At 66.2% G+C, this 25,558-nt stretch carries 29 protein-coding genes; 26 read left to right on the forward strand and 3 right to left on the reverse strand.

Features of this window, described 5'->3' with window-relative positions; all coding sequences use genetic code 11:
• Positions 1–2: 2 nt before the first annotated feature.
• The 7 genes from JI743_RS00995 (at position 3) to JI743_RS01025 (ending at position 6,150) form a co-directional block, all read left to right on the forward strand.
• The gene (locus JI743_RS00995) at positions 3–236 is read left to right on the forward strand and encodes a DUF1272 domain-containing protein (protein WP_201925069.1); all 234 of its coding nucleotides are present in this window, start codon (positions 3–5) and stop codon (positions 234–236) included.
• A 113-nt stretch (positions 237–349) separates the two neighbouring features.
• Positions 350–1,492, forward strand: coding sequence for a bifunctional hydroxymethylpyrimidine kinase/phosphomethylpyrimidine kinase (gene thiD, locus JI743_RS01000; protein WP_201925071.1), 1,143 nt, complete (start codon positions 350–352; stop codon positions 1,490–1,492).
• A 133-nt stretch (positions 1,493–1,625) separates the two neighbouring features.
• Entirely contained in the window at positions 1,626–2,180 is a 555-nt protein-coding gene (rnhB, locus tag JI743_RS01005) for a ribonuclease HII (RefSeq protein ID WP_201925073.1), read from the forward strand.
• A gap of 16 nt (positions 2,181–2,196) precedes the next feature.
• Complete coding sequence (locus JI743_RS01010) at positions 2,197–3,093, forward strand: oxidoreductase (protein ID WP_201925075.1); 897 nt, start codon at positions 2,197–2,199, stop codon at positions 3,091–3,093.
• A 236-nt stretch (positions 3,094–3,329) separates the two neighbouring features.
• A complete protein-coding gene (locus JI743_RS01015) occupies positions 3,330–4,469 on the forward strand; it encodes a site-specific DNA-methyltransferase (RefSeq protein ID WP_201925077.1) in 1,140 nt (379 codons plus the stop codon).
• Between the two features lie 93 nt (positions 4,470–4,562).
• Positions 4,563–5,696: a dihydropteroate synthase gene (gene folP, locus JI743_RS01020; RefSeq protein ID WP_201925079.1), complete on the forward strand. Its 1,134-nt coding sequence runs from the start codon at positions 4,563–4,565 to the stop codon at positions 5,694–5,696.
• Between the two features lie 73 nt (positions 5,697–5,769).
• Positions 5,770–6,150: a baeRF12 domain-containing protein gene (locus tag JI743_RS01025; RefSeq protein ID WP_201925081.1), complete on the forward strand. Its 381-nt coding sequence runs from the start codon at positions 5,770–5,772 to the stop codon at positions 6,148–6,150.
• Between the two features lie 4 nt (positions 6,151–6,154).
• Here the strand turns inward: JI743_RS01025 and JI743_RS01030 are convergent, their stop codons facing one another.
• A complete protein-coding gene (locus JI743_RS01030) occupies positions 6,155–6,871 on the reverse strand; it encodes an SDR family NAD(P)-dependent oxidoreductase (protein ID WP_201925083.1) in 717 nt (238 codons plus the stop codon).
• 47 nt (positions 6,872–6,918) lie between these two features.
• Positions 6,919–8,355: a sigma-54-dependent transcriptional regulator gene (locus JI743_RS01035; RefSeq protein ID WP_201925085.1), complete on the reverse strand. Its 1,437-nt coding sequence runs from the start codon at positions 8,353–8,355 to the stop codon at positions 6,919–6,921.
• Between the two features lie 259 nt (positions 8,356–8,614).
• Here JI743_RS01035 and JI743_RS01040 point away from each other — a divergent pair, with 259 nt between their 5' ends.
• The 15 genes from JI743_RS01040 to JI743_RS01110 all read left to right on the forward strand — a co-directional run bounded on the left by JI743_RS01040 (position 8,615) and on the right by JI743_RS01110 (position 21,953).
• Positions 8,615–8,737, forward strand: a complete 123-nt coding sequence (locus JI743_RS01040; protein WP_201925087.1) for an aa3-type cytochrome c oxidase subunit IV — start codon at positions 8,615–8,617, stop codon at positions 8,735–8,737.
• A 12-nt stretch (positions 8,738–8,749) separates the two neighbouring features.
• The gene (locus tag JI743_RS01045) at positions 8,750–9,877 is read left to right on the forward strand and encodes an NAD(P) transhydrogenase subunit alpha (protein WP_201925089.1); all 1,128 of its coding nucleotides are present in this window, start codon (positions 8,750–8,752) and stop codon (positions 9,875–9,877) included.
• A 145-nt stretch (positions 9,878–10,022) separates the two neighbouring features.
• Positions 10,023–10,670 carry a fasciclin domain-containing protein gene (locus tag JI743_RS01050; protein WP_236659653.1) on the forward strand — a complete coding sequence of 216 codons (648 nt, stop codon included), beginning with the start codon at positions 10,023–10,025 and terminating at the stop codon, positions 10,668–10,670.
• A 17-nt stretch (positions 10,671–10,687) separates the two neighbouring features.
• The gene (locus JI743_RS01055; protein ID WP_201925093.1) at positions 10,688–11,296 is read left to right on the forward strand and encodes a fasciclin domain-containing protein; all 609 of its coding nucleotides are present in this window, start codon (positions 10,688–10,690) and stop codon (positions 11,294–11,296) included.
• 158 nt (positions 11,297–11,454) lie between these two features.
• Positions 11,455–11,736, forward strand: a complete 282-nt coding sequence (locus JI743_RS01060) for an NAD(P) transhydrogenase subunit alpha part 2 (protein ID WP_201925095.1) — start codon at positions 11,455–11,457, stop codon at positions 11,734–11,736.
• A gap of 114 nt (positions 11,737–11,850) precedes the next feature.
• Complete coding sequence (locus tag JI743_RS01065; RefSeq protein ID WP_201925097.1) at positions 11,851–13,275, forward strand: NAD(P)(+) transhydrogenase (Re/Si-specific) subunit beta; 1,425 nt, start codon at positions 11,851–11,853, stop codon at positions 13,273–13,275.
• A gap of 125 nt (positions 13,276–13,400) precedes the next feature.
• Positions 13,401–14,099 (forward strand): aspartate/glutamate racemase family protein, encoded by a 699-nt coding sequence (locus JI743_RS01070; protein WP_201925099.1) that lies wholly within the window; start codon positions 13,401–13,403, stop codon positions 14,097–14,099.
• Positions 14,100–14,188: 89 nt separating this feature from the next.
• Entirely contained in the window at positions 14,189–15,403 is a 1,215-nt protein-coding gene (locus JI743_RS01075) for a parallel beta-helix domain-containing protein (RefSeq protein WP_201925102.1), read from the forward strand.
• Positions 15,400–16,428 carry an SO2930 family diheme c-type cytochrome gene (locus JI743_RS01080; protein WP_201925104.1) on the forward strand — a complete coding sequence of 343 codons (1,029 nt, stop codon included), beginning with the start codon at positions 15,400–15,402 and terminating at the stop codon, positions 16,426–16,428. Before JI743_RS01075 ends, JI743_RS01080 begins: the two co-directional genes overlap by 4 nt.
• Positions 16,429–16,561: 133 nt before the next feature.
• Complete coding sequence (maiA, locus tag JI743_RS01085) at positions 16,562–17,194, forward strand: maleylacetoacetate isomerase (protein ID WP_201925106.1); 633 nt, start codon at positions 16,562–16,564, stop codon at positions 17,192–17,194.
• On the forward strand, positions 17,191–19,290 hold the full coding sequence (locus tag JI743_RS01090) for a TonB-dependent receptor (RefSeq protein WP_201925109.1): 2,100 nt from the start codon (positions 17,191–17,193) through the stop codon (positions 19,288–19,290). The genes maiA and JI743_RS01090 overlap by 4 nt, the downstream gene beginning before the upstream one ends.
• A 69-nt stretch (positions 19,291–19,359) precedes the next feature.
• Entirely contained in the window at positions 19,360–19,806 is a 447-nt protein-coding gene (locus tag JI743_RS01095; protein WP_201925111.1) for a MarR family winged helix-turn-helix transcriptional regulator, read from the forward strand.
• Positions 19,799–20,080, forward strand: coding sequence for an HPr-rel-A system PqqD family peptide chaperone (locus JI743_RS01100; RefSeq protein ID WP_201925113.1), 282 nt, complete (start codon positions 19,799–19,801; stop codon positions 20,078–20,080). Before JI743_RS01095 ends, JI743_RS01100 begins: the two co-directional genes overlap by 8 nt.
• Entirely contained in the window at positions 20,077–20,943 is an 867-nt protein-coding gene (locus JI743_RS01105) for an HprK-related kinase A (protein WP_201925115.1), read from the forward strand. The genes JI743_RS01100 and JI743_RS01105 overlap by 4 nt, the downstream gene beginning before the upstream one ends.
• Positions 20,940–21,953, forward strand: a complete 1,014-nt coding sequence (locus JI743_RS01110) for a nucleotidyltransferase domain-containing protein (RefSeq protein ID WP_201925117.1) — start codon at positions 20,940–20,942, stop codon at positions 21,951–21,953. The genes JI743_RS01105 and JI743_RS01110 overlap by 4 nt, the downstream gene beginning before the upstream one ends.
• Here the strand turns inward: JI743_RS01110 and JI743_RS01115 are convergent.
• Positions 21,950–22,615, reverse strand: coding sequence for an HAD-IA family hydrolase (locus tag JI743_RS01115; RefSeq protein ID WP_201925119.1), 666 nt, complete (start codon positions 22,613–22,615; stop codon positions 21,950–21,952). The genes JI743_RS01110 and JI743_RS01115 overlap by 4 nt on opposite strands.
• A 60-nt stretch (positions 22,616–22,675) precedes the next feature.
• Between JI743_RS01115 and glmU the strand changes: the two genes are divergently transcribed.
• From glmU to JI743_RS01135, 4 genes are read left to right on the forward strand one after another with little or no spacing between them, the layout of a single operon-like run.
• Positions 22,676–24,022 carry a bifunctional UDP-N-acetylglucosamine diphosphorylase/glucosamine-1-phosphate N-acetyltransferase GlmU gene (gene glmU / locus JI743_RS01120; protein ID WP_236659654.1) on the forward strand — a complete coding sequence of 449 codons (1,347 nt, stop codon included), beginning with the start codon at positions 22,676–22,678 and terminating at the stop codon, positions 24,020–24,022.
• A gap of 4 nt (positions 24,023–24,026) precedes the next feature.
• A complete protein-coding gene (locus tag JI743_RS01125; RefSeq protein ID WP_201925123.1) occupies positions 24,027–24,572 on the forward strand; it encodes a GNAT family N-acetyltransferase in 546 nt (181 codons plus the stop codon).
• Entirely contained in the window at positions 24,569–24,886 is a 318-nt protein-coding gene (locus JI743_RS01130; RefSeq protein ID WP_201925125.1) for a hypothetical protein, read from the forward strand. Before JI743_RS01125 ends, JI743_RS01130 begins: the two co-directional genes overlap by 4 nt.
• The gene (locus JI743_RS01135) at positions 24,883–25,530 is read left to right on the forward strand and encodes a Pr6Pr family membrane protein (protein ID WP_201925127.1); all 648 of its coding nucleotides are present in this window, start codon (positions 24,883–24,885) and stop codon (positions 25,528–25,530) included. The genes JI743_RS01130 and JI743_RS01135 overlap by 4 nt, the downstream gene beginning before the upstream one ends.
• The last annotated feature ends 28 nt before the right edge of the window (positions 25,531–25,558 follow it).

The following is a 25,558-nucleotide window of genomic DNA, read 5'->3' on the forward strand; positions in this document are numbered from 1 at the left end:
ATATGCTGGAAATGCGACCCGATTGCGAACGCTGCGGACGCGACTTGCCCGCCAACATCCACGGCGCGTTTATCTGTTCGTTCGAGTGCACCTTTTGCGCCGATTGCGCCGACAAGCTCGACGAACGCTGCCCCAATTGCGGCGGCGACCTGCTCGACCGGCCGCTGCGCGAGGGGCCGGCGCTCGCCAAGTTTCCCGCATCGACCGAACGGCGGCATCCGGGGGCGCGGGGTTAGGCCGTGCAATCGAACATGACCGTCGCCTCCGCGCAGGCGGGGGCCGCGGTCGGCCAAAGATCGCGTTCGACCGACAGCGCCCTCCGCCCGCGCGAGGGCGACGGAGGGTTTCGGTGACCGCGCGCGTCCTGATCATCGCGGGGTCGGACAGCGGCGGCGGCGCGGGCATCCAGGCCGACATCAAGACCGTCACGATGCTTGGCGGCCATGCGATGACCGCCGTTACCGCAATCACCGCACAGAACACGCAGGGCGTCCAGGCGGTCCATGCGGTGCCGACCGACATGGTGCTCGCGCAGATCGACAGCGTCGCGGACGACATCGGCGTCGATGCGGTGAAGATCGGGATGATCGGCAGCGCTGCAACGGCCTCTGCCGTCGCCGAGCGGCTTGCGCGCGCCGATCTCGCCGATGTCGCGGTCGTCTTCGATCCGGTCATGGTCGCGACGAGCGGGTCGGTGCTCGCCGATGCCGATACCATCGCGGCGTTCGAGGCGCTGATGCGGCGCGCGCGCGTCGTCACGCCCAACCTGCCCGAACTCGCCGCGCTCGGTGGCGAGGCGGCGGTGCTCGCGCAGGGCTGCGCGCTGCTCGTCAAGGGCGGGCATGGCGAGGGCGAGACCGTCACCGACCGGCTGCTCGACGCAGAAGAGGGTGAGGTCGCGCGGTGGGAGGCGCCGCGGATCGACACGCCGCATACGCACGGCACCGGCTGCACGCTCGCGAGCGCGATCGCGACCGGGCTGGCGCAGGGCATGCCGCTCGAACCGGCCGTGGCGCGCGCGCGCGATTTCGTGCGGCTGGCGTTGCTTGACGCGCCGGGGCTGGGTGCGGGGCATGGGCCGATGGGGCAGCAGACGGTGCGCAACGACGGGCTGTTCACCGGCCCCGCGCTCAACCAGATCACCTTGCCCGCGCGCGATTATGCGGCGTCGGTCGCCTTCTACAAGCAGTTGGGGCTGACGCAGATCGTCGACAGCCCGGACAATGGTTACGCCCGGTTCGAGGCGGCGAACGGGGTGACGCTGTCGGTGCATGTCGGCGATGGCGAAGCGGGCGATGCTGCGACCTATCTGGAAAGCGGGGCGCTCGATGCGTGGGTCGCCTATCTCGCGCGGCGCGGGGTGCGTTTCGACCAGATGCCGCGCGACGAGGATTGGGGCTGGCGCGAGGCGCGGCTGACCGATCCCGCAGGCAACCGCCTGTGCCTGTATCAGGCGAGCGAATATCGGAGGTTTCCGCCGTGGCGGGTGTGAGCTCCCGTCCCGCTTGCCGGAGGGGGCGGGCGCGGTTGCCGCAGTTTCTGACGCCCTCAATTGTCCACTCCACTGCGATTGGCGCGCAAGCGCGCAAGGCTGGCTGCCACTCCCTTGAAGGGGAGGGGAGAATATGATCGTCGGCGTCGACGAGGCGGGGCGGGGGCCGCTTGCGGGTCCGGTCGTCGCGGCAGCGGTGATATTGTGCGAGGAGGGGATCGTCGGGCTCGACGACAGCAAGAAATTGACGCCGCGCCGCCGCGCCGAGCTGGAGGCGCTGATCAAGGCGCATTGCCGCTGGGCGGTCGGAGTGGCGAGCGTCGAGGAGATCGACGCGGTCAATATCTTGCAGGCGACCTTCCTCGCGATGACACGCGCGGTCGAGGCGCTCGCGTGCGACCCGCACGAGATACTCGTCGATGGCAACCGGCTGCCGCGCTGGCGCTACCGCGCGCGTGCGGTCGTCGGCGGCGACGCGCTCCATCCGTGCATTTCGGCGGCGAGTATCGTTGCCAAGGAACATCGCGACCGAATGATGGTCGCGGCGGCGCGCGACTATCCCGCTTTTGGCTGGGAGCGCAACATGGGCTATGGCACGGCGGAGCATCTCGCGGCGCTGCGCCAATATGGGCCGACGCCGCTTCATCGGACCAGCTTTGCCCCGGTCGCACAAATGCAACTGGTCTGACTGTCGGGAGAGGGCGATGCGCGACGGATTCACGGCCGACGATGTCGGCACGCAGACCGGACGGCGCTTTGTCGTTACCGGCGCAAACGCGGGATTGGGTTTCGAAACGGCAAAGATATTGGCGGCGCGCGGCGGCGACGTGGTGCTTGCCTGCCGCGACGAAAGCCGCGCGCGCGACGCGATGGCGCGGATTGCCGTCGACGTCCCCAAGGCGTCGCTTTCCTTCCTGCGGCTCGACCTTGCCGACCTTGATCAGATGCGGGAAGCGGCGGCCGAAGTGCGCGCGGGTCCGCGCGTCGACGTGCTGGTCAACAATGCCGGCGTGATGGTTCCGCCGCGCACGCTGACGCGGCAGGGCTATGAGCTGCAGTTCGGGGTCAATCACCTCGGCACCTTTGCCTTCACCGGGTTGGTGCACCCCCATGTCGACGACCGCATCGTCATAACCGCGAGCCTCGCGCATCGCAGCGGCGAGCTTGATTTCAGCGACCTTGCCGCGACGCGCAGCTACCACATCTGGTCGCGTTACCAGATGAGCAAGCTCGCGAACCTCGTCCATATGTTCGAGCTCGACCGAAGGCTGAGCGCGGCAGGGCGCGCGACGCAGGCGATCGGGTGCCATCCCGGCGTCGCGCTGACCGAACTGACCCGGCACATGCCGTTGCCGCTGCGTTTCCTGAGCCCGCTCGCGGCGCCTTTTTTCAACAGTCCGGCGCAGGGCGCGTGGCCGACCTTGCAGGCGGCGACGGGCGCGAATGTGCAGGGCGGCGATTATCTGGGGCCGCAGGGGATTGGCGAGGTTACGGGCCGTTCGGGTCCGGCGCGCGCGACGCGCGCGGCGCGCGATCCGGCGCTGGGGCGCGAGCTGTGGGAGCGGTCGGTCGAGCTGACGGGCGTCGATCCGGGGATTTAGCCGCCATTCCTTTCCCGCAGGGGAAAGAGGGATTTTTTTTGACGGGTGAGTCTTCGCGGCCACACCACCAGTGGTTGAGTCCGCGCGTCGCTCGCGACTCCATATGTCGTGGCAGACTCCTTTCGTTCTCGTCCCGTTAACCATTTCGAGAGGCTTGAATCCTAGAATCCCGAGCTTGACGGCGGACTCTGCCGGACTCATCAAGGCCTTCTTTCGAACGAGAACGGGGTGCAGATATGGGTGTGATGGAACGGGTGAAGACGCCCGCGGCGAAGCAGCGCGCGGCAAAAACGACGCCCGTAGAGCTCCCGCTCGACAGCATCCTCAAGGGCGATTGCATCGAGATGATGCGCTCGCTCCCGGCGGCGAGCGTCGACATGATTTTCGCCGATCCGCCCTATAATCTCCAGCTCGGCGGCGACCTTCACCGGCCCGACGGCAGCCAGGTCGATGCGGTCGACGACGATTGGGACAAGTTCGACAGCCTCGCGACCTACGACCGTTTCACGCGTGCATGGCTTGCCGAGGCAAAGCGCATCCTGAAACCCAATGGCAGCATCTGGGTGATCGGCAGCTATCACAATATCTTCCGCGTCGGCACCGCGCTGCAGGACCAGGGCTATTGGATCCTCAACGACATTGTGTGGCGCAAGGCGAACCCGATGCCCAATTTCAAGGGCACGCGCTTTACCAACGCGCATGAGACTTTGATCTGGGCGTCGATGGGCGAAAAGTCGCGCTATACCTTCAATTATCGCGCGATGAAGACGCTGAACGACGAGCTTCAGATGCGCTCCGACTGGCTGATCCCGATCTGCGGCGGGCAGGAGCGATTGAAGAAGGGCGGCAGCAAGGTTCACCCGACGCAAAAGCCCGAAGCGCTGCTTTATCGCGTGCTGCTTGCCTGTTCGAACCCCGGCGACGTCATCCTCGACCCCTTTTTCGGGACGGGAACGACGGGCGCGGTGGCGAAGCGGCTTGGCCGCCACTTTATCGGTATCGAGCGCGAGGACGGCTATATCGCCGCCGCCGAAGAGCGGATCGCGATGGCCCTGCCGCTCGACGAAAGCACGGTCAAGACGATGATGGCGCCGAAGGCGGCGACGCGCGTCGCGTTCGGCACGCTCGTCGAATGCGGGATGATCGCACCGGGTTCGGTGCTCAGCGATGCAAAGCGGCGCTGGAAGGCGGTGGTGCGCGTCGACGGCAGCCTCGATTGCGACGGCCAGCCGGCGGGCTCGATCCACAAGGTCGGCGCAGGTGTGCAGGGCGCGCCGAGCTGCAACGGCTGGACATTCTGGCACGTCGACGACGGCAAGGAGCTGCGGGTAATCGACGCGGTGCGGCAGGACTGGCTGCTCGCGAACGAGGCGTGACACCGCGCGGGATTTGATCGTCGCCCCCGCGAATGTGGGAGGCGGCATCGGCCTAGAGCAAGGTTGCCAGCGGCGACGAAGTGAGGACGAGCCATGTTCCAGCCTTTGACCAAGCCCGGCCTCGGCTCTTCGTCGGATGACGCCCGGCTCTATCTGCGCCCGACCTGCTTCGTCGACCGGCCGCACGAACTGGACGACGCCTGTCTTCGGATCGCCGACACGATGGTCTGGTTCGCCGCCTGGCATGTCAGCCTGCGCGACGGCGAAGGTGTGAAATCGGCGGTTGTCGCGGTTCCCGAGCTGGACGACTGGATCGCGGCGATGCCCGTGTCACTCGCCGATGCGGCGCAGGCGCAACGCGCCGCCGTCGGCCGTCCGCGCGGCACGCTTCAGCTTGGCGAACGGACGGTCCGGCTGAACGAACCGCAGATCATGAGTATCCTCAATGCGACGCCCGACAGCTTTTCGGACGGCGGCAAGCATGTCGACGCTGCGGCCGCCACCGACGCGGGCTTTGCGATGGCCACCGCGGGCGCCGCGATCGTCGACGTCGGCGGTGAATCGACGCGCCCCGGCGCGCCGCTGGTGTGGGAGGGCGACGAGATCGCGCGCGTCGAGGGCGTCGTTGCGGCGCTCGCCAAGGGCGGAGTCGCGGTGTCGATCGACACGCGCAAGGCGGCGGTGATGGAAGCGGCGCTCGCGGCGGGCGCACACATCGTCAACGATATTTCGGCGCTGCGCTATGACGAGCGCGCGATCGAGGTGGTTGCAAAATCCGGCTGCGCGGTCGTGCTGATGCACGCGCCGAGCGCGAAGAGCGACCCGCACGAGGGCGGCGGCGCTTATGGTCACCCGCTGTTCGACGTGTACGACATGCTCGCCGACCGCGTCGCGGCCTGTGTCGCCGCGGGGATCGACCGCGCGAAAATCATCGTCGATCCGGGCATCGGTTTCGGCAAGGGCGTCGCCGACAATCTGGCGCTGACGAACGGACTTGCGCTTTTCCACACGCTCGGTTGCCCGGTCCTTTTTGGCGCAAGCCGCAAACGGCTGATCGGCGCGCTCGACAATGAGGCGCCTGCCGACGCCCGGCTCGGCGGCTCGGTTGCGCTCCACTATCAGGCGGTGGCGCACGGCGCGCAGATCGTCCGCGTCCACGATGTACCGGAAACGCGGCAAGCGCTGCGATTGTGGCGCGGGATGCGCGATGCCGCGTTGACGGTCTGAAACCCCGACGGCGGTTCGTGCGTCTTTGAAGGGGAGGGCGCCATTGCGGTGCCCGGCTTTCGAGGAGAATTTCATGCACCTGCCCCACGGCACCCACGTCGCCGTCGCCGACGGCAACCGTTTCGTCATGTTCCGCAACGACGGCGATGCCCTGCTGATCAACCTGGTCGATCCGGCGACGCCCGACATATCGACGAGCAACCGCGGCGGCGCCAATCCCGAGGTTCGCGACCTCGACGAACGGGGCCATGCCGCCGGGGTTGCCGAACTGCTCAACAGCCGTGTTCTGGCCAACGAGATCGACAAGCTGCTGGTGATCGCCGACCCGCTGACGCTCGGCGTGATGCGCGAGCATTATCATGGCGAGCTGGAAAAGCGCCTGGTGGGCGAGATCGCCAAGACGATGACCAACGTCGATACCCGGAAGATCGAACAGGCGATCGCCGCCGCCTGACCCGCTAGAGCGAATAGCCTCCGTCGGCGGTCAGCACGGCGCCGGTAATGCTCGCGGCATCGTCCGACAGCAGAAAGGCGATCTGGCGCGCCGTTTCGTCGGCGCTCGCCCAGCGGCCGAGCGGCGTGGCTTCGCGCGCCATCGCCGCGAGCGCGGCGTCGCGGCTCCCCAGCTCTCTCACCATATCGGCGAAGAAGTCTGCGCCGTCCCACATCGGCGTGTCGACGCCGCCGGGCGCGATCGCGTTGACGCGGATGCCGTGCGGTGCGCCTTCCTTGGCGGCGATGCGGGCGAGCTGGATCACGCCAGCCTTGGAGGCGCCATAGGCGGCGGTCCCCGCCTCGGCCTTGATCCCCGAGATGGACGCCGTAACCACAATCGCCCCGCCGCGCCCGTGCGCGATCATCGCGCGCATCGCTGCGCGCATCGTCAGCATCGCGCCGTCGAGGTTGACGCTCAGCGTCCGGCGCCAGTCGGCAAGGTCGATATCGACAATTGGCGTGCCGCTCGAAACGCCCGCGTTGACGATAGCGAAATCGATGTCGGCAAGCTGCGGCGCCAACGCGTCCCACATCGCGGGATCGGTCACGTCGCGGCCTTCGGCGCGATCGACGCCGGTGATGCGTGCGCCCTCTGCGGCGAGCAATTTTGCGGTTGCCGCGCCGATGCCCGAGGCATGGCCCGTTACGAGCGCGTGGCGGCCGGAGAATCGGTTGCTCATTGCGGCGGTTTAAGCGGAGGGCGCGGCCAAGTCGACGCTGCTTCGGATCAGGCGGCGGTGTCGATTCCGAGGTCGCTCAACTTGCGGTAAAGCGTCGAACGGCCGATGCCGAGGCGGCGGGCGACTTCGCTCATGCGGCCGCGATAATGGCCGATGGCAAGACGGATGACATCGGCCTCGATCTCCTCGAGCGGACGCAGATTGCCGTCGGGGAGGTAGAGCGTCACGCCGATCGCTTCGCCGTTGATCGCGATATTGCCTTCGCTCGCAGGGACGGTGCCGCCGCTGAGTGCCGCGTCGATGGCGCCGAAGTCGGCGCTGGTCAGCACATCGGTCTTGCTGGCGACCGCTGCGCGAAACAGCACATCCTGCAACTGGCGGACATTGCCCGGCCAGGCGTAGGAGGCGAGGAGGCGCAGCGCGTCGTCGGTGACGCCGATTGATCCCATTCCCGGCAAGCCGCCGATGCGATCGATCAGGTGCCGCGCCAGCGGGCCGACGTCGCCGCGGCGTTCGCTGAGCGAGGGCAGGGTGAACTGCGCCGCGGTGAGCGCATAATAAAGATCTTCGCGGAAATGCCCCGCCTCGATCAGCTTGTCGAGCGGGCTGGCACTCGTCGAGATGATGCGAACATCGACGGTCTGGCGGATGGTGCCGCCGATCATCTGCACCTCGCCGCTGTTCAGAAATTCGACGAGCTTGGCCTGCGTTTCGAGCGGGATGCATTCGACATGGTCGATGATGATGCTGCCGCCGTCGGCCTGGACGAGCCGCCCGATCTGGCGGTCGAAGGCGCCCGGAAAGGCGCCGCGCTCATGCCCGAACAGCCCCGATCCGATAAGGCCGGGGGAGACTGCGGAACAATCGACCATCACGAGCGCGCCGCGCGACCGCGGGCTTGCCGCGTGGATCGCGCGTGCGAACACTTCCTTGCCGGTGCCGGGCTTGCCCTTGATCATCACCGGAACGCGCGCGCGCGCCGCCTTGGCGGCGATGGCGAGCGCGCTGCGGAAATTGGGGCTCGACCCGATGATCTCTTCGAACCCCAGCGGAGCGCGGAGCTTTTCGGTAAGCGGACGAAGTTCGCCCTGCGGACCGCTGCTGTTCACGATCCGGTCGAGCGCGCCGAGCAGGCGGTCGGGGGCGATAGGTTTCTGGACAAAGTCGGTCGCACCGGCGCGCATGGCCGCAACCGCAACCTCGACCCCGTTGCGCATCGTGATCACGACGAGCGGCAGCGCGGGGCGCCAGCTCCGCAGTTGCGAGACGAATTCGGCGATCTCGACGCCGGGTGTGCCCTGATCGACGAGCACGGCGTCGAGCCCCATGCCTTCCTGCGTGCCGAGCTTGGCCAGCGCGGTGTCGGTGTCGCCGGCAACGATGCTGCGCCAGCCGCCGCGCGACACGAGCGCGGACAGAAAGCGCTGTTGTGCCGGCTCGCTGTCGACAATCATTACCGTTCGCGTGTCGCGCGTGCTCGCCATCGTTCCCGTTCTGCCCTCTCGTCGGCCTGGTCCTGCCGGAATTGCGCTATGGCCGCCGACCATAGGACCGATGGGTAAAGGGGCGATTAAGGGCGAAGCGCTTTTGACTGCAGCGAAATCCGGCGGGGGCGCAACTTTGTTGCCAGCCAAGCCAATCGCGCTATTGAGCGCGCGGGTTTGCATGGCTAAGACCGGCGCGAAACGCGATTCTGGGGCGCGCGCATCGCGACCCGGTCGACAGCCGAAGGGGATGAAGGCAATGGCGGAACAGGAAATGAAGGCAGCGAACGAAACCTATTCGGGTTTCATCAGCCTGCTGAAAGTCGGCTCGATCATCACGATCGTCACGACGGTGGTCGTCGTCCTGCTCATCGCTTCCTGAGCGGCCGGCGATATGCGCATTGCCGTTCTGAAAGAACTCGCCGCCGGCGAGACGCGCGTTGCTGCGACTCCCGAAACCGTCAAGAAATTCATCGGCCTGGGCGCCGAACTTGCCGTCGAAACGGGGGCGGGCGTGCAGGCGTCGATTTCCGATTCCGACTATAGCGCAGCCGGGGCAAAGGTCGGCAGTCGCGCCGATGTCCTGAAAGGCGCGAATATCATCCTCGGCATCCAGGGACCCGACCCGAAGGATCTGAGCGGCTTTGCCGACGGCGCTTGGCTCGCCGCCGGTCTCAACCCCTTTGGCGAACGTGCGCGCGTTGACGAATATGCCAGGCTCGGGATCGAGGCGCTCGCAATGGAGTTCATGCCGCGCATCACGCGTGCGCAATCGATGGATATATTGTCGAGCCAGGCCAATCTTGCGGGTTACAAGGCGGTGCTTCTGGCAGCCAACGCCTATGGCCGTGCTTTCCCGATGATGATGACCGCAGCGGGCACCGTCAGTGCAGCGAGGGCGTTCATCATGGGCGTCGGCGTCGCCGGGCTTCAGGCCATCGCGACCGCGCGCCGCCTCGGCGCTCAGGTTAGCGCGACCGACGTGCGCTCTGCGACCAAGGAACAGATCATCAGCCTCGGCGCCAAGCCGATCTTTGTGGAAAGCGTCGCGGGGATCGAAGGCGAGGGCGCCGGTGGCTATGCCACGGAAATGTCCGAAGAATACCAGAAAGCACAGGCTGAACTGGTATCCGCGCACATCGCCAAGCAAGATATCGTCATCACGACCGCATTGATCCCGGGACGACCCGCGCCGCGGCTGATCTCGGACGCGCAGCTGGCGACGATGCGCACCGGTAGCGTCATCGTCGACATGGCTGCCGAAAGCGGCGGGAACGTCGAAGGATCGGTGTCCGGGGAGACGAAGCGGATCCACGGCGTGACGGTAATCGGCGCGAAAAATATCGCGGCGTTGATGCCCGCCGACACGAGCGCGCTGTTCAGCCGCAACCTGTTCAACTTCCTTTCCGCCTTTTGGGACAAGGAAGCGGGCAGGCCGATTCTCGATGAGGAAATCGGGAACGCTGTGCGGCTCACCCAGGGTGGAAAAGTGGTCCACGACCGCTTGGTTGGACAGAATTAATCGAAAAAATGGCCGATTTCGGCCTTTTCATGCGCGGTTCATCGGTTATGATGTAGGTGGGGTCTGAATACCCATCCTATCAATTACCGGAGAATGTTTGATGTTGCGTGCGAAGTTTTTCGCTGTTCCCCTGATTGCCTTTTCGATGGCTGCCACACCATCCGCGGCGCTCGCCAGCTCGGCTGCAGCTGATGCCGAGTCCACTGTAGCCGAAGCCGAAGCTGCGGCGGAAGCCATGGTGGAGAGCTGGAATATCGTCCAGAACGCAACCAAGTCGCCCGAACATAACACGCTCGCCAAAGCCATCGTCGCTGCGGGCCTGACCCAGACGCTGAGCGCGCCCGGACCCTTCACTCTGTTCGCCCCCACCGACCAGGCCTTTGCCGCGGTGCCGCCGATGACGAACTATCTGATGAACCCGGTCAACAAGCCTGCGCTCGCACAGGTGCTTACCTATCACGTCGTGCCCGGCAAGATTACGGCCGAAGATCTTTATGCCAAGATCGAAGCCGGCGGTGGCAAGGCGACGCTGACCACCGTCGAAGGTCAGACGCTGACCTTCACCGAGGTGCAGGGGAATATCAAGGTCGACGGCACGCAGGGCAGCACGGGCTATGTCACGCAGCCCGACGTCGACCAGTCGAACGGCGTCATTCATGTGGTGAACGGCCTCCTGCTTCCCGAGCTGAAGCCTGTGAAGCCGGAACCCGTTGCGGCGGCGCCGGCAGAGGCCGCTGCGCCCGCCACCGAGGCGGCTCCGGCTTCGGCCGATGCGCCGGCCGCCGCGTCCTGATTTCGCGGGGCGTCCAAATGACGAATTGCAATATGCTGGTCGCCCTTGCGGCGGCCAGCATTTGTCTTGCCGGTTGTTCGGACAAACCGGCCTCCGGCGAATCCGATCCCGTGACGTCCGAAAGCCTGAACGTCGGGGTCGATAAATCTGTTGTCGATTCCGGCAAGATGGCGGCTTCAAACTCGATTGCCGAAAATATCGCGGGATCGCCCAACCACAAGATGTTGCACGGGACGCTGCAAGCCGCGGGGCTTGTCGAGCGGCTGGGCGGCGACGGCGAATATACGGTGTTCGCGCCGACCGACGCAGCCTTTGTGCAAATTCCGCCCGTTACGCGCGAGGGGTGGATGCTGCCGGCCCAAAAGCAAGTGTTGCACGCGATACTGAACCATCACGTCGTGCGCGGAAGGATCGATTCTGCGGAACTGGAGCGGCTGGTCGACGCCGGCGACGGGGCGGCAAAACTGAAAACGCTGGACGGGCGCGACCTTTGGATTCGCCGTTCGGGCGCCAGCTATATTCTGACAAGCGGTAGCGGGAACAAGGCCGCCATTACCGAGGCTGACCTCGCGCAGAAAAATGGTGTTGTCCACATAGTCGACGCCGTGCTCATTCCGGCTACATGAGCCGCCCGGTCGACTCCGCGAAATAAAATTACACGAACGGCCCGCATTTTTCGCCTTGAGAAATGCGGGTCGCTACGTTTTCGACCGCTTAGGAGTCGACAGGTCGCGCCGAGCGCGGCAATAGGTTCGCCAAAGCGGAATCAACAGGGGAGCGCCGCGTGGATTTCATCGCCATTTTCTCGATTTTCGTGCTGGCATGTTTTGTCGGCTATTTCGTCGTCTGGTCGGTCACCCCGGCGCTGCACACGCCGCTGATGAGCGTGACCAATGCGATTTCGTCGGTGATTATCGTCGGCGCGCTGATTGCCAGCGCAGCCGCGGGATCGCCGGTGTCGAAATGGCTCGGCCTTGCCGCGGTCGTCATGGCCAGCGTCAACATCTTCGGCGGCTTCGCCGTGACCGAGCGCATGCTGGCGATGTACAAAAAGAAAGAGCGCTAAAATTCTGAAATCAATCGTCACCCCGGCGCAGGCCGGGGTCTCAACTTCGCGGCTCGACGCAGCGGTGAGATCCCGGCCTTCGCCCGGATGACGTCAGGGGGAATAATTTTCACCATGCACGAACTTGCACCGATCAATCCGTGGGTAGCGCTGGCCTATCTGGTCGCGGGGATCTGCTTCATTCTTGCGCTGCGCGGCCTGTCGTCGCCGGCCTCGTCGCGCCGCGGCAACCGTTTCGGCATGGCGGGCATGGCGATTGCCGTCGTCACGACGCTGCTGACGCACGAACTAGCCAACCCGGTCGAGGTTCTGGGCGCAATCGCGGTCGGCGGCGTCATCGGGCTCGTCATGGCACGGCGCATTGCGATGACCGCTATGCCGCAGCTCGTCGCGGCCTTCCACAGCCTCGTGGGTCTTGCCGCGGTCGCGGTTGCGGCGGCGGCGTATTTGAATCCGCTCGCGTTCGGCATCGCTGATCCGTCGGGGCAGATTTTCACCGTCAGCCGGATCGAAATGGGGCTTGGCATTGCGATCGGTGCGATCACCTTTTCGGGGTCGGTCATCGCCTTCCTGAAACTCAACGGCAATATGTCGGGTGCGCCGATCATCCTGCCGCTGCGCCACCTGATCAACCTGGGTACGCTGGCAGCAATTCTTGGATTGATTGCCTATTTCACGCTCGACCAGTCGCCGTGGGTGTTCTGGACGGTTACGGCGCTCAGCTTTACCATCGGCTTCCTGCTGATCATTCCCATCGGCGGCGCCGACATGCCGGTCGTCGTGTCGATGCTCAACAGCTATTCGGGATGGGCCGCTGCGGCGATGGGCTTCACGCTCGGCAACACCGCGATGATCATCACCGGCGCACTCGTCGGGGCATCGGGCGCCATTCTGTCGTACATCATGTGTCGCGCGATGAATCGCAGCTTCGTCAGCGTGATTGCGGGCGGCTTTGGTGCCGATACCTCGGCGGCCGCCGGCGGCGCCAAGGAACAGCGCCCGTGGAAACCCGGCAGCGCCGACGACGCGGCTTTCCTGATGAGCCAGGCCGATACGGTCATTATCGTTCCCGGCTACGGGATGGCCGTCGCCCAGGCGCAGCATGCGCTTCGCGAAATGGGCGACCTGCTGAAAGCCGAAGGTGTGACGGTCAAATATGCGATTCATCCGGTCGCGGGGCGTATGCCTGGCCATATGAACGTCCTGCTTGCCGAGGCCAGCGTTCCTTATGACGAAGTGTTCGAGCTTGAAGATATCAACAACGAGTTCGCACAATGCGACGTCGCCTTTGTCATCGGTGCCAACGACGTGACCAACCCGGCGGCAAAGACCGACAAGACCTCGCCAATCTATGGCATGCCGGTGCTCGACGTCGAAAAGGCCAAAACGGTCCTGTTCGTGAAGCGTTCGATGGGCGGCGTCGGCTACGCCGGGGTCGACAATGATGTCTTCTACATGGATCAGACGATGATGCTGCTGGGCGATGCCAAGAAGATGACCGACGACATCGTCAAGGCGCTGGGCAGCGGCGGGCACTAGACAAGAATCGTCGCCCCTGCGAAGGCAGGGGCCGCTGACAAGCGTTTGCCCCTGCGGTCGCGTCCAGAGTCACTGGCCTCTGAACGCCCTTCGCGGGGGCGACGTGTTTTCGGATCAAGGGGCCTATGCGGAAAATCGGTTTGATCGGGGGAATAAGCTGGGCTTCGACCGAGCTTTATTACCGGCATCTCAACAAGGGGGTGCAGAAGCGGCTCGGCACCGCCTGCTCGGCGCCGATCCTGATGGAGAGCCTGAACTATTGCGACCTGTCGCGGCTGTCGTCGCCGGAGCAATGGGCGCATGCGAAGGAAGTGATGGTCGAAACGGCGAAGCGCCTGGAAGGCGGCGGCGCCACCGCGCTGATGATCGCCGCCAATTCGATGCACAAGGTCGCGGACGAGGTGTCCGCGGCGATTTCGATCCCGCTGATTCACATCGTCGACGAAACGGGCAAGGCAATGAAGGCCGACCGCGTCAAGGCGGCGGCGGTCATCGGCACGCACAATGTGATGACCGAATCCTGGTTCCGCCAGCGCCTCGTCCGCCACGGGCTGATGCTCGCCCCCTATGACGCATCACGGGCGACGGCGATCGACCGCATCATCTATGACGAGTTGATGCAGGGCAAGGTCAGCGAAGCATCGCGGCGCGAGATGCGCACCTTCATCACCGACATCGCCAAACAGGATATTCAGGCAATCATCCTCGCCTCGACCGAATTGGTGATGCTCGTCGATCCCGATGCCAACATCCTGCCGATCTATGACACAACGCGCATCCATGTCGCGGCGGGTATCGACTGGATTCTCGGCGACGCCCCCTGACCCGATCCCGATTTAACTACAGTGATGTCAGCAAGACTTGGCAAGCGCCATGTCTTGCCGCATGCTGCTGAAAAATTGGGGAGAGAGACATGCGAGTCCGCCACGCTGCATATATTGCGCTGCCTGTCGCTGCCATATTGCTGGGGCTCAGCCCCGCCGCCGCCAAGACGATCCGCGTTGAGCCCGACGGCGTCGATGCCAACGAGAAATTGCAGGAAGCGCTCATCCTTGCCGAGCCCGGCGATGTCGTCGAACTCGCCCCCGGCCGCTGGACGCTTACCGACGGGCTGTCTCTCGATGTTGCGAACGTCACGCTGCGCGGTGCGGGAATCGACGACCAGAATGGCTCGATCCTCGATTTTTCAGGACAGCAGGGGGCGGGCGAGGGGCTGCTCGTCACCTCGGACGATGTGTTCCTGACCGATTTTGCCGTGCTCAACACCAAGGGCGACGGCATCAAGTCGAAGGGCGCCGACCGCATCGTCTATCACCAGCTGCGCGTCGAATGGACCGCTGGACCCAAGGAAACCAACGGCGCCTATGGCATCTATCCCGTCGAAAGCACCGATGTACTGGTCAACCGCGTTGTCGTGCGCGGGGCGTCGGATGCGGGAATCTATGTCGGCCAGTCGAAGAATATCGTCGTGCGCGATTCGATCGCGACCGAGAATGTCGCGGGGATCGAGATAGAGAACAGCTACGACGCCGACGTGCACGACAATATCGCGACGAAGAATACCGGCGGCATCCTGGTGTTCGACCTGCCGAGCCTGCCGATGCAGGGCGGGCATAATGTTCGCGTCTTCGACAATATCGTCAGCGACAACAATACGCCCAATTTCGCGCCCAAGGGCAATATCGTGGCGAGCGTGCCGGCAGGGACCGGCGTTCTGGTGATGGCGAACCGCAATGTCGAAATTTCGGGCAATATCTTTGACGAGAATGGCACCGCCAATGTGATGATCGTCGGCTATCGCTACGAGCATAAGGACCCGAAGTATCAACCGCTGCCCAAGGCCATCGTCGTCGCCGACAATCTTCACGGCCGCGCGGGCTATGCCCCCGCCTTTCCGGGCGGCGCCGAGGTTGCGGCGGCGCTGGGCGGATCGATCCCGCCGGTGCTGTGGGACGGCGCGGGCGATGCGGTGGTCAACGATGCGGTCGGCGTGCTGTCGCTGAACCTGCCCGACGTATCGATGCCGCAAAGCGATGCGAAGCCGTCGCCCGCCGACCTGAGCGGCGACGCGCCCGCCGCGCTCCCCGGCGTGCGCCTGCCCGAAAGCATGGAAGCGCGCATCCGATGAAGCTCGGCGCCGCAGCCATTGCCGCGGCGCTCGTCTGTGCGGGCGGGGCGATGGCGCTGCCGCCGCCGTCGCCGAACCAGACGGTGATCGAGGAAGCGGCGATGCCGCGCAAATTGTCCGAATTCGGCTTGTTCCGCGCCGGCGGCGCAGAACTGTCCGATGGGGTGCTGCCCTATGACCTCCATACCCCGCTGTTCAGCGACTATGCCGACAAGGCGCGCGGGATATGGATGCCGCCCGGCGCAAAGGCGACGGTCGATGCCGACGGCAATGTCCAGTTTCCGGTGGGAACGGTGCTGATCAAAAGCTTTGGCTGGGCCGATGCCAATGACGGCAAGCCGGTCGAGACGCGGCTGCTGATCCATCGCAGCGACGGCTGGACCGCGCTCCCTTATGTCTGGGACGCGGACGGGCGCGATGCGACGCTGGCGATCGGCGGACGGCGTATCCCGGTGAGCTTTGACGAACCCGACGGGACGACGCGCAGCATCAGCTATGCGGTGCCGAACAAGAATCAGTGCAAGGAATGTCACGCGCTGGACGGCGCGATTGCGCCGATCGGGCCGAAGCTGCGGAACATCCGGTTCGGCGCGGCCTATCGCACCAATGCCGCGGGGCGGATCGAGGGGCTGTCGCGCCAAGTGGCGGCGCTTCCCGCGTGGGACAATCCCGCGAGCGGCAGCGTTGCCGAGCGGGCGCGCGCCTATCTCGACGTCAATTGCGCGCATTGCCACAATCCAAAGGGGAGCGCGTCGAACAGCGGACTGTTCCTGCGCTGGACCGACGACCCTGACGGCGTGAATTACGGGATCGAGAAGCGACCGACCGCGGCGGGACGCGGGAGCGGCGGCATGGATTTCGCGGTTGCGCCGGGGCACCCCGAGGCAAGCTTCCTCATCTATCGTCTCGAAAGCCTCGATCCCGGAATCGCGATGCCCGAGGTCGGACGCGCGACGGTGCACAAGGAGGGCGCGGCGCTGCTGCGGCAGTGGATCGCGGGGATGGAGACGCGAAGCGCGCATTGACCATCGCCGGGGTTGAACGATTGCCGACACCTCCATATGCGTGATCCCGGCGAAGGCCGGGATATCATCGCCGCGACCTGATGCACCGTCGAGATCCCGGCGTTCGCCGGGATGACGCTGAAAGGCAGTTCCAATGACGTCGCTCGTCCTCCACGATTATTTCCGTTCCTCGGCGAGCTATCGCGTCCGCATCGCGCTCAACCTCAAGGGGCTTGCCTATGAGCGCGTCGAGGTCAGCCTGATCGCGGGGGAGCAGAAGAGCGACGCCTATCTCGAGCAGAACGCCCAAGGCTTCGTGCCGATGCTCGTCGCCGATGGCGAGCCGATCATCCAGAGCCTGGCGATCATCGACTGGCTCGACCGCGCCCATCCCGAACCGCGGCTGATCCCCGACGAACCGATGCCGCGCGCCGTCGCGCTCGCGCAGGCCTATGTCGTCGCGTGCGACATCCACCCGCTCAACAATCTGCGCATCCTCAAATATCTGACCAAGGACCTTGGCCTCAACGAGCAGACCAAGGACCGCTGGATCCACGAATGGATCCTGCAGGGGTTCGACGCGCTCGAGGCGATGGCGGGCGAGGGGACCTATCTGGGCGGCGATGCGCCGGGGATCGCCGACGCATGCCTTGTCCCGCAAATGTACAATGCGCGGCGCTTCGACGTGCCGCTCGACGCCTATCCGGGGCTCGTCGCGATCGACGCGGCGTGCATGGAACTGGAGCCGTTCCAGAAGGCGCACCCCGACGCGGTCAAGTCGGCGTGATCCGCTGGCTGACGGGCGCCGCGCTGCTGGCGCTGCCGGCAGCGGCGATGGCGCAGCCACCGCTTCAGGAGGGGGCGGTCGAAGAGCAGATCATTTTCTGGCACGTTCGCCGCCCCGCGCAGGAAATTGTCGTTACAGGGTCGGGATCGCTTACGCCATCGAACGGGGATGCCGCCCAATCCATCGCTGTGCTCCAGAATGTCGAACGCGGGCTTGGCGCGCGGATCGAGAACCGGCTGCGCGATGAGGCGGGGATCGTCCAGTTTCGGCGTTCGGACGGGCGAAGCGCGCATCCGACGAGCCAGGGGGTGACGCTGCGCGGGCTGGGGGGCAATGCCTCCAGCCGCGCGCTCGTGACATTGGATGGCGTGCCGCAGGCGGACCCTTTCGGCGGGTGGGTTGCGTGGAGCGCCTATGACGCGATCAACCTCGGGGGAATCATCGTCGCGCGCGGCGGTGGCAGCGGCGCCGATGGCCCCGGAGCGCTCGCCGGGACGATCGGGCTCCATTCGACGATGGCGGACGGCGTGAGCGGCAGCGCCGCCTATGGCAGCCGCGACGGCTGGGATGCGTCGCTCTCGGCGGGCGGCCCGATCGGTGCGGGCGAGGTGGCTTTCGATGCGCGCTACAGCCGCGGCGACGGGTTCGTGCCGGTCGTCGCGGGGCAGCGCGGCGCTGCCGACCGGGCGGCGCCCTATGAACAGGGCGGCGCGGGCCTCCGGCTGCGCTTCGATGCGGGCGACGACAGCCGCGTCGAGGCGAGCGTGCGCGGTTTTGCCGACCGCCGCGACCGCGGCGTCGATTTCAGCGCGAGCCGGATCGACGGCGTCGATGCGAGCGTGCGTGTCCTGCACGAGCCGGCGGACGCGGCGCAATGGTCGGCGCTCGCCTATGTCCAACTGCGCGATTTCGAGACGGGTTTTGCGAGCGTTTCCGCCGGCCGAAACAGCGTCGCCCCCGCGCTGATGCAGCGGATTCCCGCGACGGGTATCGGCGCGCGCGTCGAGTTGCGTCCGCTGGTTGCCGACAATCACCCGCTGCGGATCGGGGCCGACTGGCGCCGGACGGTCGGACGCACCGAGGAAGATTATTTCTTCACCGGCCTCGTCCCCGGGCGGCACCGCAGCGCGGGCGGGAGCAGCGATGTCGTCGGCGCCTTTGCCGAATGGACTTCGGGCAGCGCGGGCGAGGGCGTGCTGCTGACCGCGAGCGGTCGCGTCGACCGCTGGTCGATCGGCGAGGGTTTCCGCCGCGAAACCAATATCGGCGGCGCGCCGATCAGCGACGCGCGCTTTGCGCCGCGCAGCGGTTGGGAAGCGAGCGGGCGGATCGGGCTGCGCTGGACGTCGGAAGCCGTATCGCTGCGCGCGGCGGGCTATCGTGGATGGCGCCTGCCGACGCTCAACGAGCTGTACCGCCCCTTTCGCGTCGGTCCCGATGCGACCGCCGCGAACGAGGCGCTGAAGCCCGAGCGGCTTTGGGGCGGCGAAATTGGCGCGGATTGGCAGAGCGGCGGAACGAAGCTGTCGGCCACACTCTTCGCAAACCGGCTGGACAATGCCATCGCCAACGTCACGCTGGGCTTCGGCCCGGGCAATTTTCCGGGGGTCGGCTTTGTCGCACCGGGCGCAAGCTATAGCCAGCGGCAGAATCTCGACGCAATCGACGCGAAGGGCGTCGAAGTCGCGGCCGAGCAGCGGGTCGGACCGGTTATCGCGCGCGCGACCTTGGGCTATACCGATGCAAAGGTCGACGCGTCGGGCGTCGCCGCGGCGCTCGACGGCCAGCGGCCCGCGCAAATCGCGAAACATGGCGCGAGCCTGTCGCTGCGCAGCGACGACGCGGGGCCGGTGGGCGGCTTTGCGACGCTGCGCTATATCGGCAAGCAGAATGAGGACGATCTGGGGTTGCTCGTTCTGCGCGACGCGCTGACGCTCGATGCCGGTCTGTCGTTCGCGCTGAGCGATGCATTCCGCGTCGAGGCGCGCGGCGAGAATCTGTTCGACGAACTGGTGCCTGCAAGCATCTCGTCGGCGGGCGTCATCGAGCGGGCGACGCCGCGAACGCTATGGATCGGGGCGCGGTTCGACTTCTGAGGCTTCACACGCCCGAATCAGGCGATAGGATGTCAGCGCCGGGGATGGCGACAGGGGGACTGAAGACGGATGGCCGCGAAGAAACTGAATCTCGATAATTTCCTGCCCTATCGCCTGTCGATTGCGTCCAACGCGCTGTCCGAACGCATCGCCACCGAATATCAGAACCGCTTTGGCCTGAAGATACCCGAATGGCGGCTGATGGCGGTGCTTGGCGAAGGGCAGCCCAAGACGCAGCGCGAGCTGGTCGAAGCGACACGGATGGACAAGGTGACGGTCAATCGCGCCGCCAAGGCGCTCGCCGACCGCAAGCTGATTGCGCGGCAGGCGCATGAAACCGACGCACGCTCGCATCATCTTGATCTGACCGAGACGGGACGGTCGCTCTATGACGCGATCGTGCCCGCCGCGCTGGCGAGCGAGACGCAGCTCGAATCGAACATCACCGCCGACGAGCGCGCGGCCCTGATGGCGATTTTGCAGAAGCTGACCGCTGCCGCCGAAGATTATGGCTGATCCCTTGTATCGCGCGGCGCCGCCTGCTGCGCTGCGCGTCGAGCCACTGGGCGAATTGACGCTGATTTTCGACCGCCGCTCGATGCAGACGCATGTCGTCGCGCCGCCGATCCCACAGATATTGGATGCGATGGGCGACGACATTTGCAGTGCGGCAGCGATTGCCGAGCGCCTGTCGGTCGCTTTCGACATCGGGCGAGCGGGCGACGCCGCGTCGATCATCGCCGAGCGGCTCGACGAACTCGCCGCGCTCGGCCTGGTCGCCGCCGCATGAGATATGCGACGCGGATCGCCGTCGGCCCGGTCCAGTTCCGCATCGGCAGCGACTGGCGCGCGCCGATTGCCGCGATCGAGCGGCTTTATGCGGGCTATCCGCGCGACGATGCGCGCCCCGCAGATGCGGCGGTGCGGTTGTTTGCGGCGCGGCCGTGGCGGCGCTGGCTGCGGCCCTCGGTCCATATCGGCGGCGACTTCACCGTTCCCGACGCGCTGCCGCTGCCGCTTTCGATGGGGTTGCTCGCCGCCGAAATGGGGATGAATTTGCAGGTCGCGCTGGGGTGGCGGCGGCATTTGCTGCTCCACGCGAGCGCGGTCGCGCGCGATGGCCGTGCGCTCGTCATGTCGGGCGAGTCGGGGTCGGGTAAATCGACGCTCGCCGCGCTGCTCGGCGAGGAGGGATGGCGGCTGATGGGCGACGAGTTCACGCTCGTCGATCCGGTAAGCGGCGACGCGCTCGCCTTTCCGCGCGCGGTCAGCCTGAAGAATGCGGCGATCGGCGAAGTGGCGGAGCGCGTCGCGCCCGAACGGCTCGGCCCGCTGCTGGCGCGTACGCCAAAGGGCGATATCCGCCACCTGATCCCGCGCGCCGAAGCGATTGCGGCGATGCACGAACCTGCGCGCCCCGCGCTGATCCTTTTCCCGCGCTTTGGCGGTGCGGCGGCGGTCGAGCCGATGGGCGAGGGCGAGGCGTTTGTCCGGTTGACCGAGGCGTCGACCAACTATGTCGCATTGGGCGAAGCGGGCTTCGCCACGCTTGCGCGGCTGGTGCGCGAGACGCCGGCCTTTGCCGTCAGCTATCCCGACAGCGCGTCGGGCCGTGCGCTTGTCGAGGGGCTTTGGGCGGAGGCGGTTCGATGAGTGCGGCGCATACGCTCGTCGACCTGCTCGCCGGGCGCCGCGATGCAGCGACGCTGGGGCGCGGCGAATGGGACGGCGTCATCAGCGCCGCGCGCGCCGAAGCGATGCTTGCGACGCTCGCGCATCGGCTGGCCGATGCGACGGTGCCGCCTGCGGTCGCCGCGCTGTTTGCCGACCAGCGCGCCGCCGCCGCGACCGCGCAGCAACAGGCGCTGTGGGAGGCCGAAATGGCACGGCGCGCGCTCGCGCCGCGGGGGATCGAATTCGTGCTGCTGAAGGGCACGGCCTATGCCGCGGCGGGGCTGTCGTGCAGCGAAGGGCGACAGATCGGCGACCTCGACATCCTCGTCATCGCGCCCGACGTGCGGCGCGCCGAAAATGCCCTTCTGAACGCGGGTTGGGAATGGGTGAAGTCCGACCCCTATGACGATCATTATTACCGCGAATATATGCACGAACTGCCGCCGCTCATCCACAAGACGCGTGACCGGATGATCGACGTGCACCACACGATCCTGCCGCGCACCCACCGGACTACGCCCGATGCGCTCGCGATGGTAAGCGATGCGGTGCGGAGCCATGATGGCTTTGCGGTGCTGAGCCCCGCCGATATGGCGTGCCACTGCGCCGCGCACCTGATCGCCGACGGCGACCTGCAAGGCGGCCTCCGCAATCTTTGGGACTTTCATTGCCTGACGCGCGATTTCGCGGCGGCGGACGCGCATTTCTGGGGCAAGCTCGATGGCCGCGCCGAACTGCACGGGCTGCGCGCGACCGTCGACCGCGCGGCGCGGCTCGCGCGCGACATTTACGGAGCGGAGCTGCCACCGGGCTGGGACCGGCACGTTACCGGCGACGGATGGTTCCGTCGCCGCCTGCTCGCGCGCGACGATTGGGGGCGGTCGCGCAACTGGCTGCTCCAGCAGGCCTTTTATCTCCGCTCGCACTGGCTGCGGATGCCGCCCGCAATGCTCGCGCGGCATTTGTGGACCAAGTGGCGGAAGCGTTAGAGGCGAGCAAGAAGCGGGACGAGTTCGTCGAAATGGCCGATGATATGGTCCGCCCCCAGATCCTCGACCGGTTGATGGAGAAAGCCGAAGGACACCGCGACGCTGGTCGCCCCGGCAGCGCGCGCCGCCATGACGTCATAGATGGAATCGCCGACAAATGCTGCCCGTCCGCCACCGCTGCGCTCGATCATCGCACGGATCGGTTCGGGCGACGGCTTGGCAAGGCCGGGGAGCGTGTCGCCGCCGACGATCGCCGCCATACGGTCGGCCAGCCCGAGCGCTTCGAGCAGGCGACGGGCGAGATGTTCGAGCTTGTTGGTCATCACTGCGGTGCGGACTCCGAGTGCGTCGAGCCGGTCGAGCGCAGCGACCAGACCGGGGAAGGGGCGACTGTGCACCGCGATATGCGCCTCATAATAAGCGAGCAGTTCGTCATAGAGATGACGGGCGCCGCCGTCGGGAATGCCGCCGGTTGCGACCAGCCCCTGTTCGAGCAGATGCGCGGTGCCGAGGCCGATCATCGGCCGAACCTGCGCCTCGGCAAGCGGCTCGCGCCCGGCGAGGGCGAGCGCGTGGTTGAGCGCGGCGGTGATGTCGCCCGCTGTGTCGACGACCGTGCCGTCGAGATCGAAGCCGACGATGCGAAAGGGAAAATCGTGCATGGCGCTCCGCATGGCGCGCGGCTCTGGAAACCGCAATGATTTGCTGGCATGGCAGCGCGCATGACTACGCCGATCGCCGCCATCATCCTTGCCGCGGGCAAGGGCACCCGCATGAAGTCCGACCTGCACAAGGTGCTGCACCCGATCGCGGGGCGGCCGATGCTGATGCACCTGATGGACAGCGTCGACGCGCTCGCCCCCGCGAAGAAGGTCGTCATCGTCGGAGACAGGGCCGAGCAGCTCGAGGCGGCGCTGGCGGGGAGCGCGGAACTTGCGGTGCAGGAGCCGCAGCTCGGCACCGGCCATGCGGTGCAGCAGGCCGAGGCGGCGCTCGCCGGGTTCGACGGCAATGTGCTGATTCTCTATGGCGACGTGCCCTTCGTGCGAACCGCGACGATGCGCGCGATGGTCGAACGGCTCGACGCCGACGATGCGCCCGCCGCGGTGGTGCTGGCGTTCGAGCCCGACGATCCGCTGCAATATGGGCGTGTGATCGCTGACGGCGACCGCGTCGTCAAAATGGTCGAGCACAAGGATGCGAGCGAAGCCGAGCGCGCGGTGCGGCTGTGCAATTCGGGGCTGATGGCGGCGAAGGCGCGCGACCTGTTCGCGCTGCTCGCGCGCGTCACCGACGACAATGCCGCCAAGGAATTCTACCTCGTCGACATCGTCAATATCGCGAACGCCGACGGGCGCCACTGTGCGGTGACGCACGCCGAACCGGCCGAGGTGGGCGGGATCAACAGCCGCGCCGAACTCGCCGCCGCCGACGCGCAGTGGCAGGCGTTCAAGCGCGAAGAGGCGATGGCCGACGGCGCGACGCTGAAGGCGCCGGAAACGGTGTGGTTTTCGTGGGACACGCAGCTCGGCCGCGATGTAACGGTCGAGCCCAATGTCGTCTTCGGCCCCGGCGTCACCGTCGCCGACGGCGCGACGATTCGCGCGTTCAGCCATATCGAGGGGGCAAGCATCGGCCCCGGCTGCGAGGTCGGCCCCTTCGCGCGGCTGCGCCCCGGCGCGGTGCTCGAAGAGAAGGCGAAGGTCGGCAATTTCGTCGAGGTGAAAAAGGCCGTGCTCGGCAAGGGCGCCAAGGCGAACCACCTCAGCTACATTGGTGACGCGAGCGTCGGCGCGGGCGCGAACATCGGCGCGGGCACGATCACCTGCAATTATGACGGCTATTTCAAATATCGCACCGAGATTGGCGAAAATGCCTTCATCGGATCGAACAGCGCGCTCGTCGCGCCGGTGAAGATCGGGCGCGATGCGATTGTCGCGGCGGGCAGCGCGGTGACGATCGACGTGGCCGATGGCGAGCTACGGCTGGTGCGCGGCGAACAGCTTGTCAAACCGGGCTGGGCGGACCGCTTCCACGACGCGATGCGCAAGAAAAAGGCCGGGAAATAGGGCGATGACAGCGCCGACGCTGACCACCGGGCGGTTGCGATTGCGCCAGCTCGTCGCCGACGACGCGCCCGCGCTGCACGGCGCGCTGTCCGATTCCCGGGTGATGCAATGGTGGTCGAGTGGCCCGCACGGCTCGCTGGCCGAATCCGAGGAATATCTTCGATGGAACAGCGCCATCGACAACGGGCATCGTTGCTGGGCTATCACGCTGGACGGTGACGCGGCGCTCGGCTGGGTCATCCTGCGCGAACGGCGGGCCGGGGTGGCCGAGATCGGCTATATCCTCGGTCGCGAGCAGTGGGGCCGGGGCATCGCACGCGAGGCACTGGCGCGGGTGATCGACTACGGGTTCGACGCGGCGAACCTCCGCCGGATATTCGCCGATACCGACCCCGACAATGGCGCGTCGATCGGCCTGCTCGAACGACTGGGCTTTGTCTGCGAAGGTCGGCTGCGCGCGGAGTGGGAAACGCATATTGGTATTCGCGATTCGCTCATCTACGGACTGCTGCGAGAGGAATGGCGCGCGAGCGAGGGGAGGCCGCAATGAGCGATCGATATGACGACAAGCCGTTCCTGCGGTTCGTCGACGCCTATGTGCTGAAAGCCATCGGCCACCTCGACCGCGCGACCGAGGACTATTGCGTCGCAATGGTCCCGCATCTCGAGCAGAGCTTTGGTTTGCACGGGAGCTGGGTGGATATCGTGGCGCAGCGACTGGGACTGGGGCCCGAGCTTCCCGCCCAGATCGCGCAAATCTGGACCGAAGGCCGCGAGCGGTTCGAAGCCGCCAACGGCTATCCTGCCGATCCGGTCCAGTTCGCCTATCTGTATGTCGACCGCAATTTCGGGACCGGTGGATGACGGCCACGGCGCGCCTGCTGCACGGGGTCGCGGCGGCCGTGACATGGGGCGCACTTGCGCTCCAATTCCTGCTGCTCGCCGACCAATTTGCCGCCGACGGCGCGAATTGGGCCTCCGCCCTGTGGCGGTTCCTTGGCTATTTCACGATCCTGACTAACGGATTTGTTGCGGTAACCGCGACGGCGTCCGCGCTGGCGCCCCGGCACTGGCTCGCGGGACCGCGCATGCGCCTTGCAGCGGTAACGGCGATCCTGATCGTCGGGCTCGTCTATTCGCTGGCGCTGCGGCATGTGTGGGACCCGCACGGGTGGCAGGCGGTTGCCGACCATGCGCTGCACGACGCGACGCCCCTGCTGTTCCTGCTCGCCTGGTGGTTCGGGCCGCACGGCCAGCTCGACTGGCGCGACACCTTATGGGCTCTGCCCTTTGGCTTCGCCTACCTGGTTTACGCAATGGCGCGCGGCGCGGTCGAAGGCTGGTATGCTTATTATTTCCTCGATCCGTCGCAGCAGACGGTCGGCGAATTGCTGGGCGTCACGGCGGCGATCGTCGCGGCGCTGACGGCGATTGCGTTGCTCGTCGTTGCGACCGACAAATTGCTCGCGCGCAGGGACGGCGGGCCGGCTATGCCGGCGACAAGCTGACCAGAATTATCCTTCCCCTTTTGCGCTG

The sequence above is a fragment of the Sphingopyxis jiangsuensis genome (genome assembly GCF_016734905.1).
Classification (GTDB): domain Bacteria; phylum Pseudomonadota; class Alphaproteobacteria; order Sphingomonadales; family Sphingomonadaceae; genus Sphingopyxis; species Sphingopyxis jiangsuensis.

What these genes read in the sequence shown, in the direction of transcription:
- JI743_RS00995 (WP_201925069.1), top strand. Translation starts at nt 3, where the DNA reads ATGCTGGAAATGCGACCCGATTGCGAACGCTGCGGACGCGACTTGCCC.
- rnhB (WP_201925073.1), top strand. Translation starts at nt 1,626, where the DNA reads ATGATCGTCGGCGTCGACGAGGCGGGGCGGGGGCCGCTTGCGGGTCCG.
- JI743_RS01010 (WP_201925075.1), top strand. Translation starts at nt 2,197, where the DNA reads ATGCGCGACGGATTCACGGCCGACGATGTCGGCACGCAGACCGGACGG.
- JI743_RS01015 (WP_201925077.1), top strand. Translation starts at nt 3,330, where the DNA reads ATGGGTGTGATGGAACGGGTGAAGACGCCCGCGGCGAAGCAGCGCGCG.
- folP (WP_201925079.1), top strand. Translation starts at nt 4,563, where the DNA reads ATGTTCCAGCCTTTGACCAAGCCCGGCCTCGGCTCTTCGTCGGATGAC.
- JI743_RS01025 (WP_201925081.1), top strand. Translation starts at nt 5,770, where the DNA reads ATGCACCTGCCCCACGGCACCCACGTCGCCGTCGCCGACGGCAACCGT.
- JI743_RS01030 (WP_201925083.1), bottom strand. Translation starts at nt 6,871, where the DNA reads ATGAGCAACCGATTCTCCGGCCGCCACGCGCTCGTAACGGGCCATGCC.
- JI743_RS01035 (WP_201925085.1), bottom strand. Translation starts at nt 8,355, where the DNA reads ATGGCGAGCACGCGCGACACGCGAACGGTAATGATTGTCGACAGCGAG.
- JI743_RS01040 (WP_201925087.1), top strand. Translation starts at nt 8,615, where the DNA reads ATGGCGGAACAGGAAATGAAGGCAGCGAACGAAACCTATTCGGGTTTC.
- JI743_RS01045 (WP_201925089.1), top strand. Translation starts at nt 8,750, where the DNA reads ATGCGCATTGCCGTTCTGAAAGAACTCGCCGCCGGCGAGACGCGCGTT.
- JI743_RS01050 (WP_236659653.1), top strand. Translation starts at nt 10,023, where the DNA reads ATGGCTGCCACACCATCCGCGGCGCTCGCCAGCTCGGCTGCAGCTGAT.
- JI743_RS01055 (WP_201925093.1), top strand. Translation starts at nt 10,688, where the DNA reads ATGACGAATTGCAATATGCTGGTCGCCCTTGCGGCGGCCAGCATTTGT.
- JI743_RS01065 (WP_201925097.1), top strand. Translation starts at nt 11,851, where the DNA reads ATGCACGAACTTGCACCGATCAATCCGTGGGTAGCGCTGGCCTATCTG.
- JI743_RS01070 (WP_201925099.1), top strand. Translation starts at nt 13,401, where the DNA reads ATGCGGAAAATCGGTTTGATCGGGGGAATAAGCTGGGCTTCGACCGAG.
- JI743_RS01075 (WP_201925102.1), top strand. Translation starts at nt 14,189, where the DNA reads ATGCGAGTCCGCCACGCTGCATATATTGCGCTGCCTGTCGCTGCCATA.
- JI743_RS01080 (WP_201925104.1), top strand. Translation starts at nt 15,400, where the DNA reads ATGAAGCTCGGCGCCGCAGCCATTGCCGCGGCGCTCGTCTGTGCGGGC.
- maiA (WP_201925106.1), top strand. Translation starts at nt 16,562, where the DNA reads ATGACGTCGCTCGTCCTCCACGATTATTTCCGTTCCTCGGCGAGCTAT.
- JI743_RS01095 (WP_201925111.1), top strand. Translation starts at nt 19,360, where the DNA reads ATGGCCGCGAAGAAACTGAATCTCGATAATTTCCTGCCCTATCGCCTG.
- JI743_RS01100 (WP_201925113.1), top strand. Translation starts at nt 19,799, where the DNA reads ATGGCTGATCCCTTGTATCGCGCGGCGCCGCCTGCTGCGCTGCGCGTC.
- JI743_RS01105 (WP_201925115.1), top strand. Translation starts at nt 20,077, where the DNA reads ATGAGATATGCGACGCGGATCGCCGTCGGCCCGGTCCAGTTCCGCATC.
- JI743_RS01110 (WP_201925117.1), top strand. Translation starts at nt 20,940, where the DNA reads ATGAGTGCGGCGCATACGCTCGTCGACCTGCTCGCCGGGCGCCGCGAT.
- JI743_RS01115 (WP_201925119.1), bottom strand. Translation starts at nt 22,615, where the DNA reads ATGCACGATTTTCCCTTTCGCATCGTCGGCTTCGATCTCGACGGCACG.
- glmU (WP_236659654.1), top strand. Translation starts at nt 22,676, where the DNA reads ATGACTACGCCGATCGCCGCCATCATCCTTGCCGCGGGCAAGGGCACC.
- JI743_RS01125 (WP_201925123.1), top strand. Translation starts at nt 24,027, where the DNA reads ATGACAGCGCCGACGCTGACCACCGGGCGGTTGCGATTGCGCCAGCTC.
- JI743_RS01130 (WP_201925125.1), top strand. Translation starts at nt 24,569, where the DNA reads ATGAGCGATCGATATGACGACAAGCCGTTCCTGCGGTTCGTCGACGCC.
- JI743_RS01135 (WP_201925127.1), top strand. Translation starts at nt 24,883, where the DNA reads ATGACGGCCACGGCGCGCCTGCTGCACGGGGTCGCGGCGGCCGTGACA.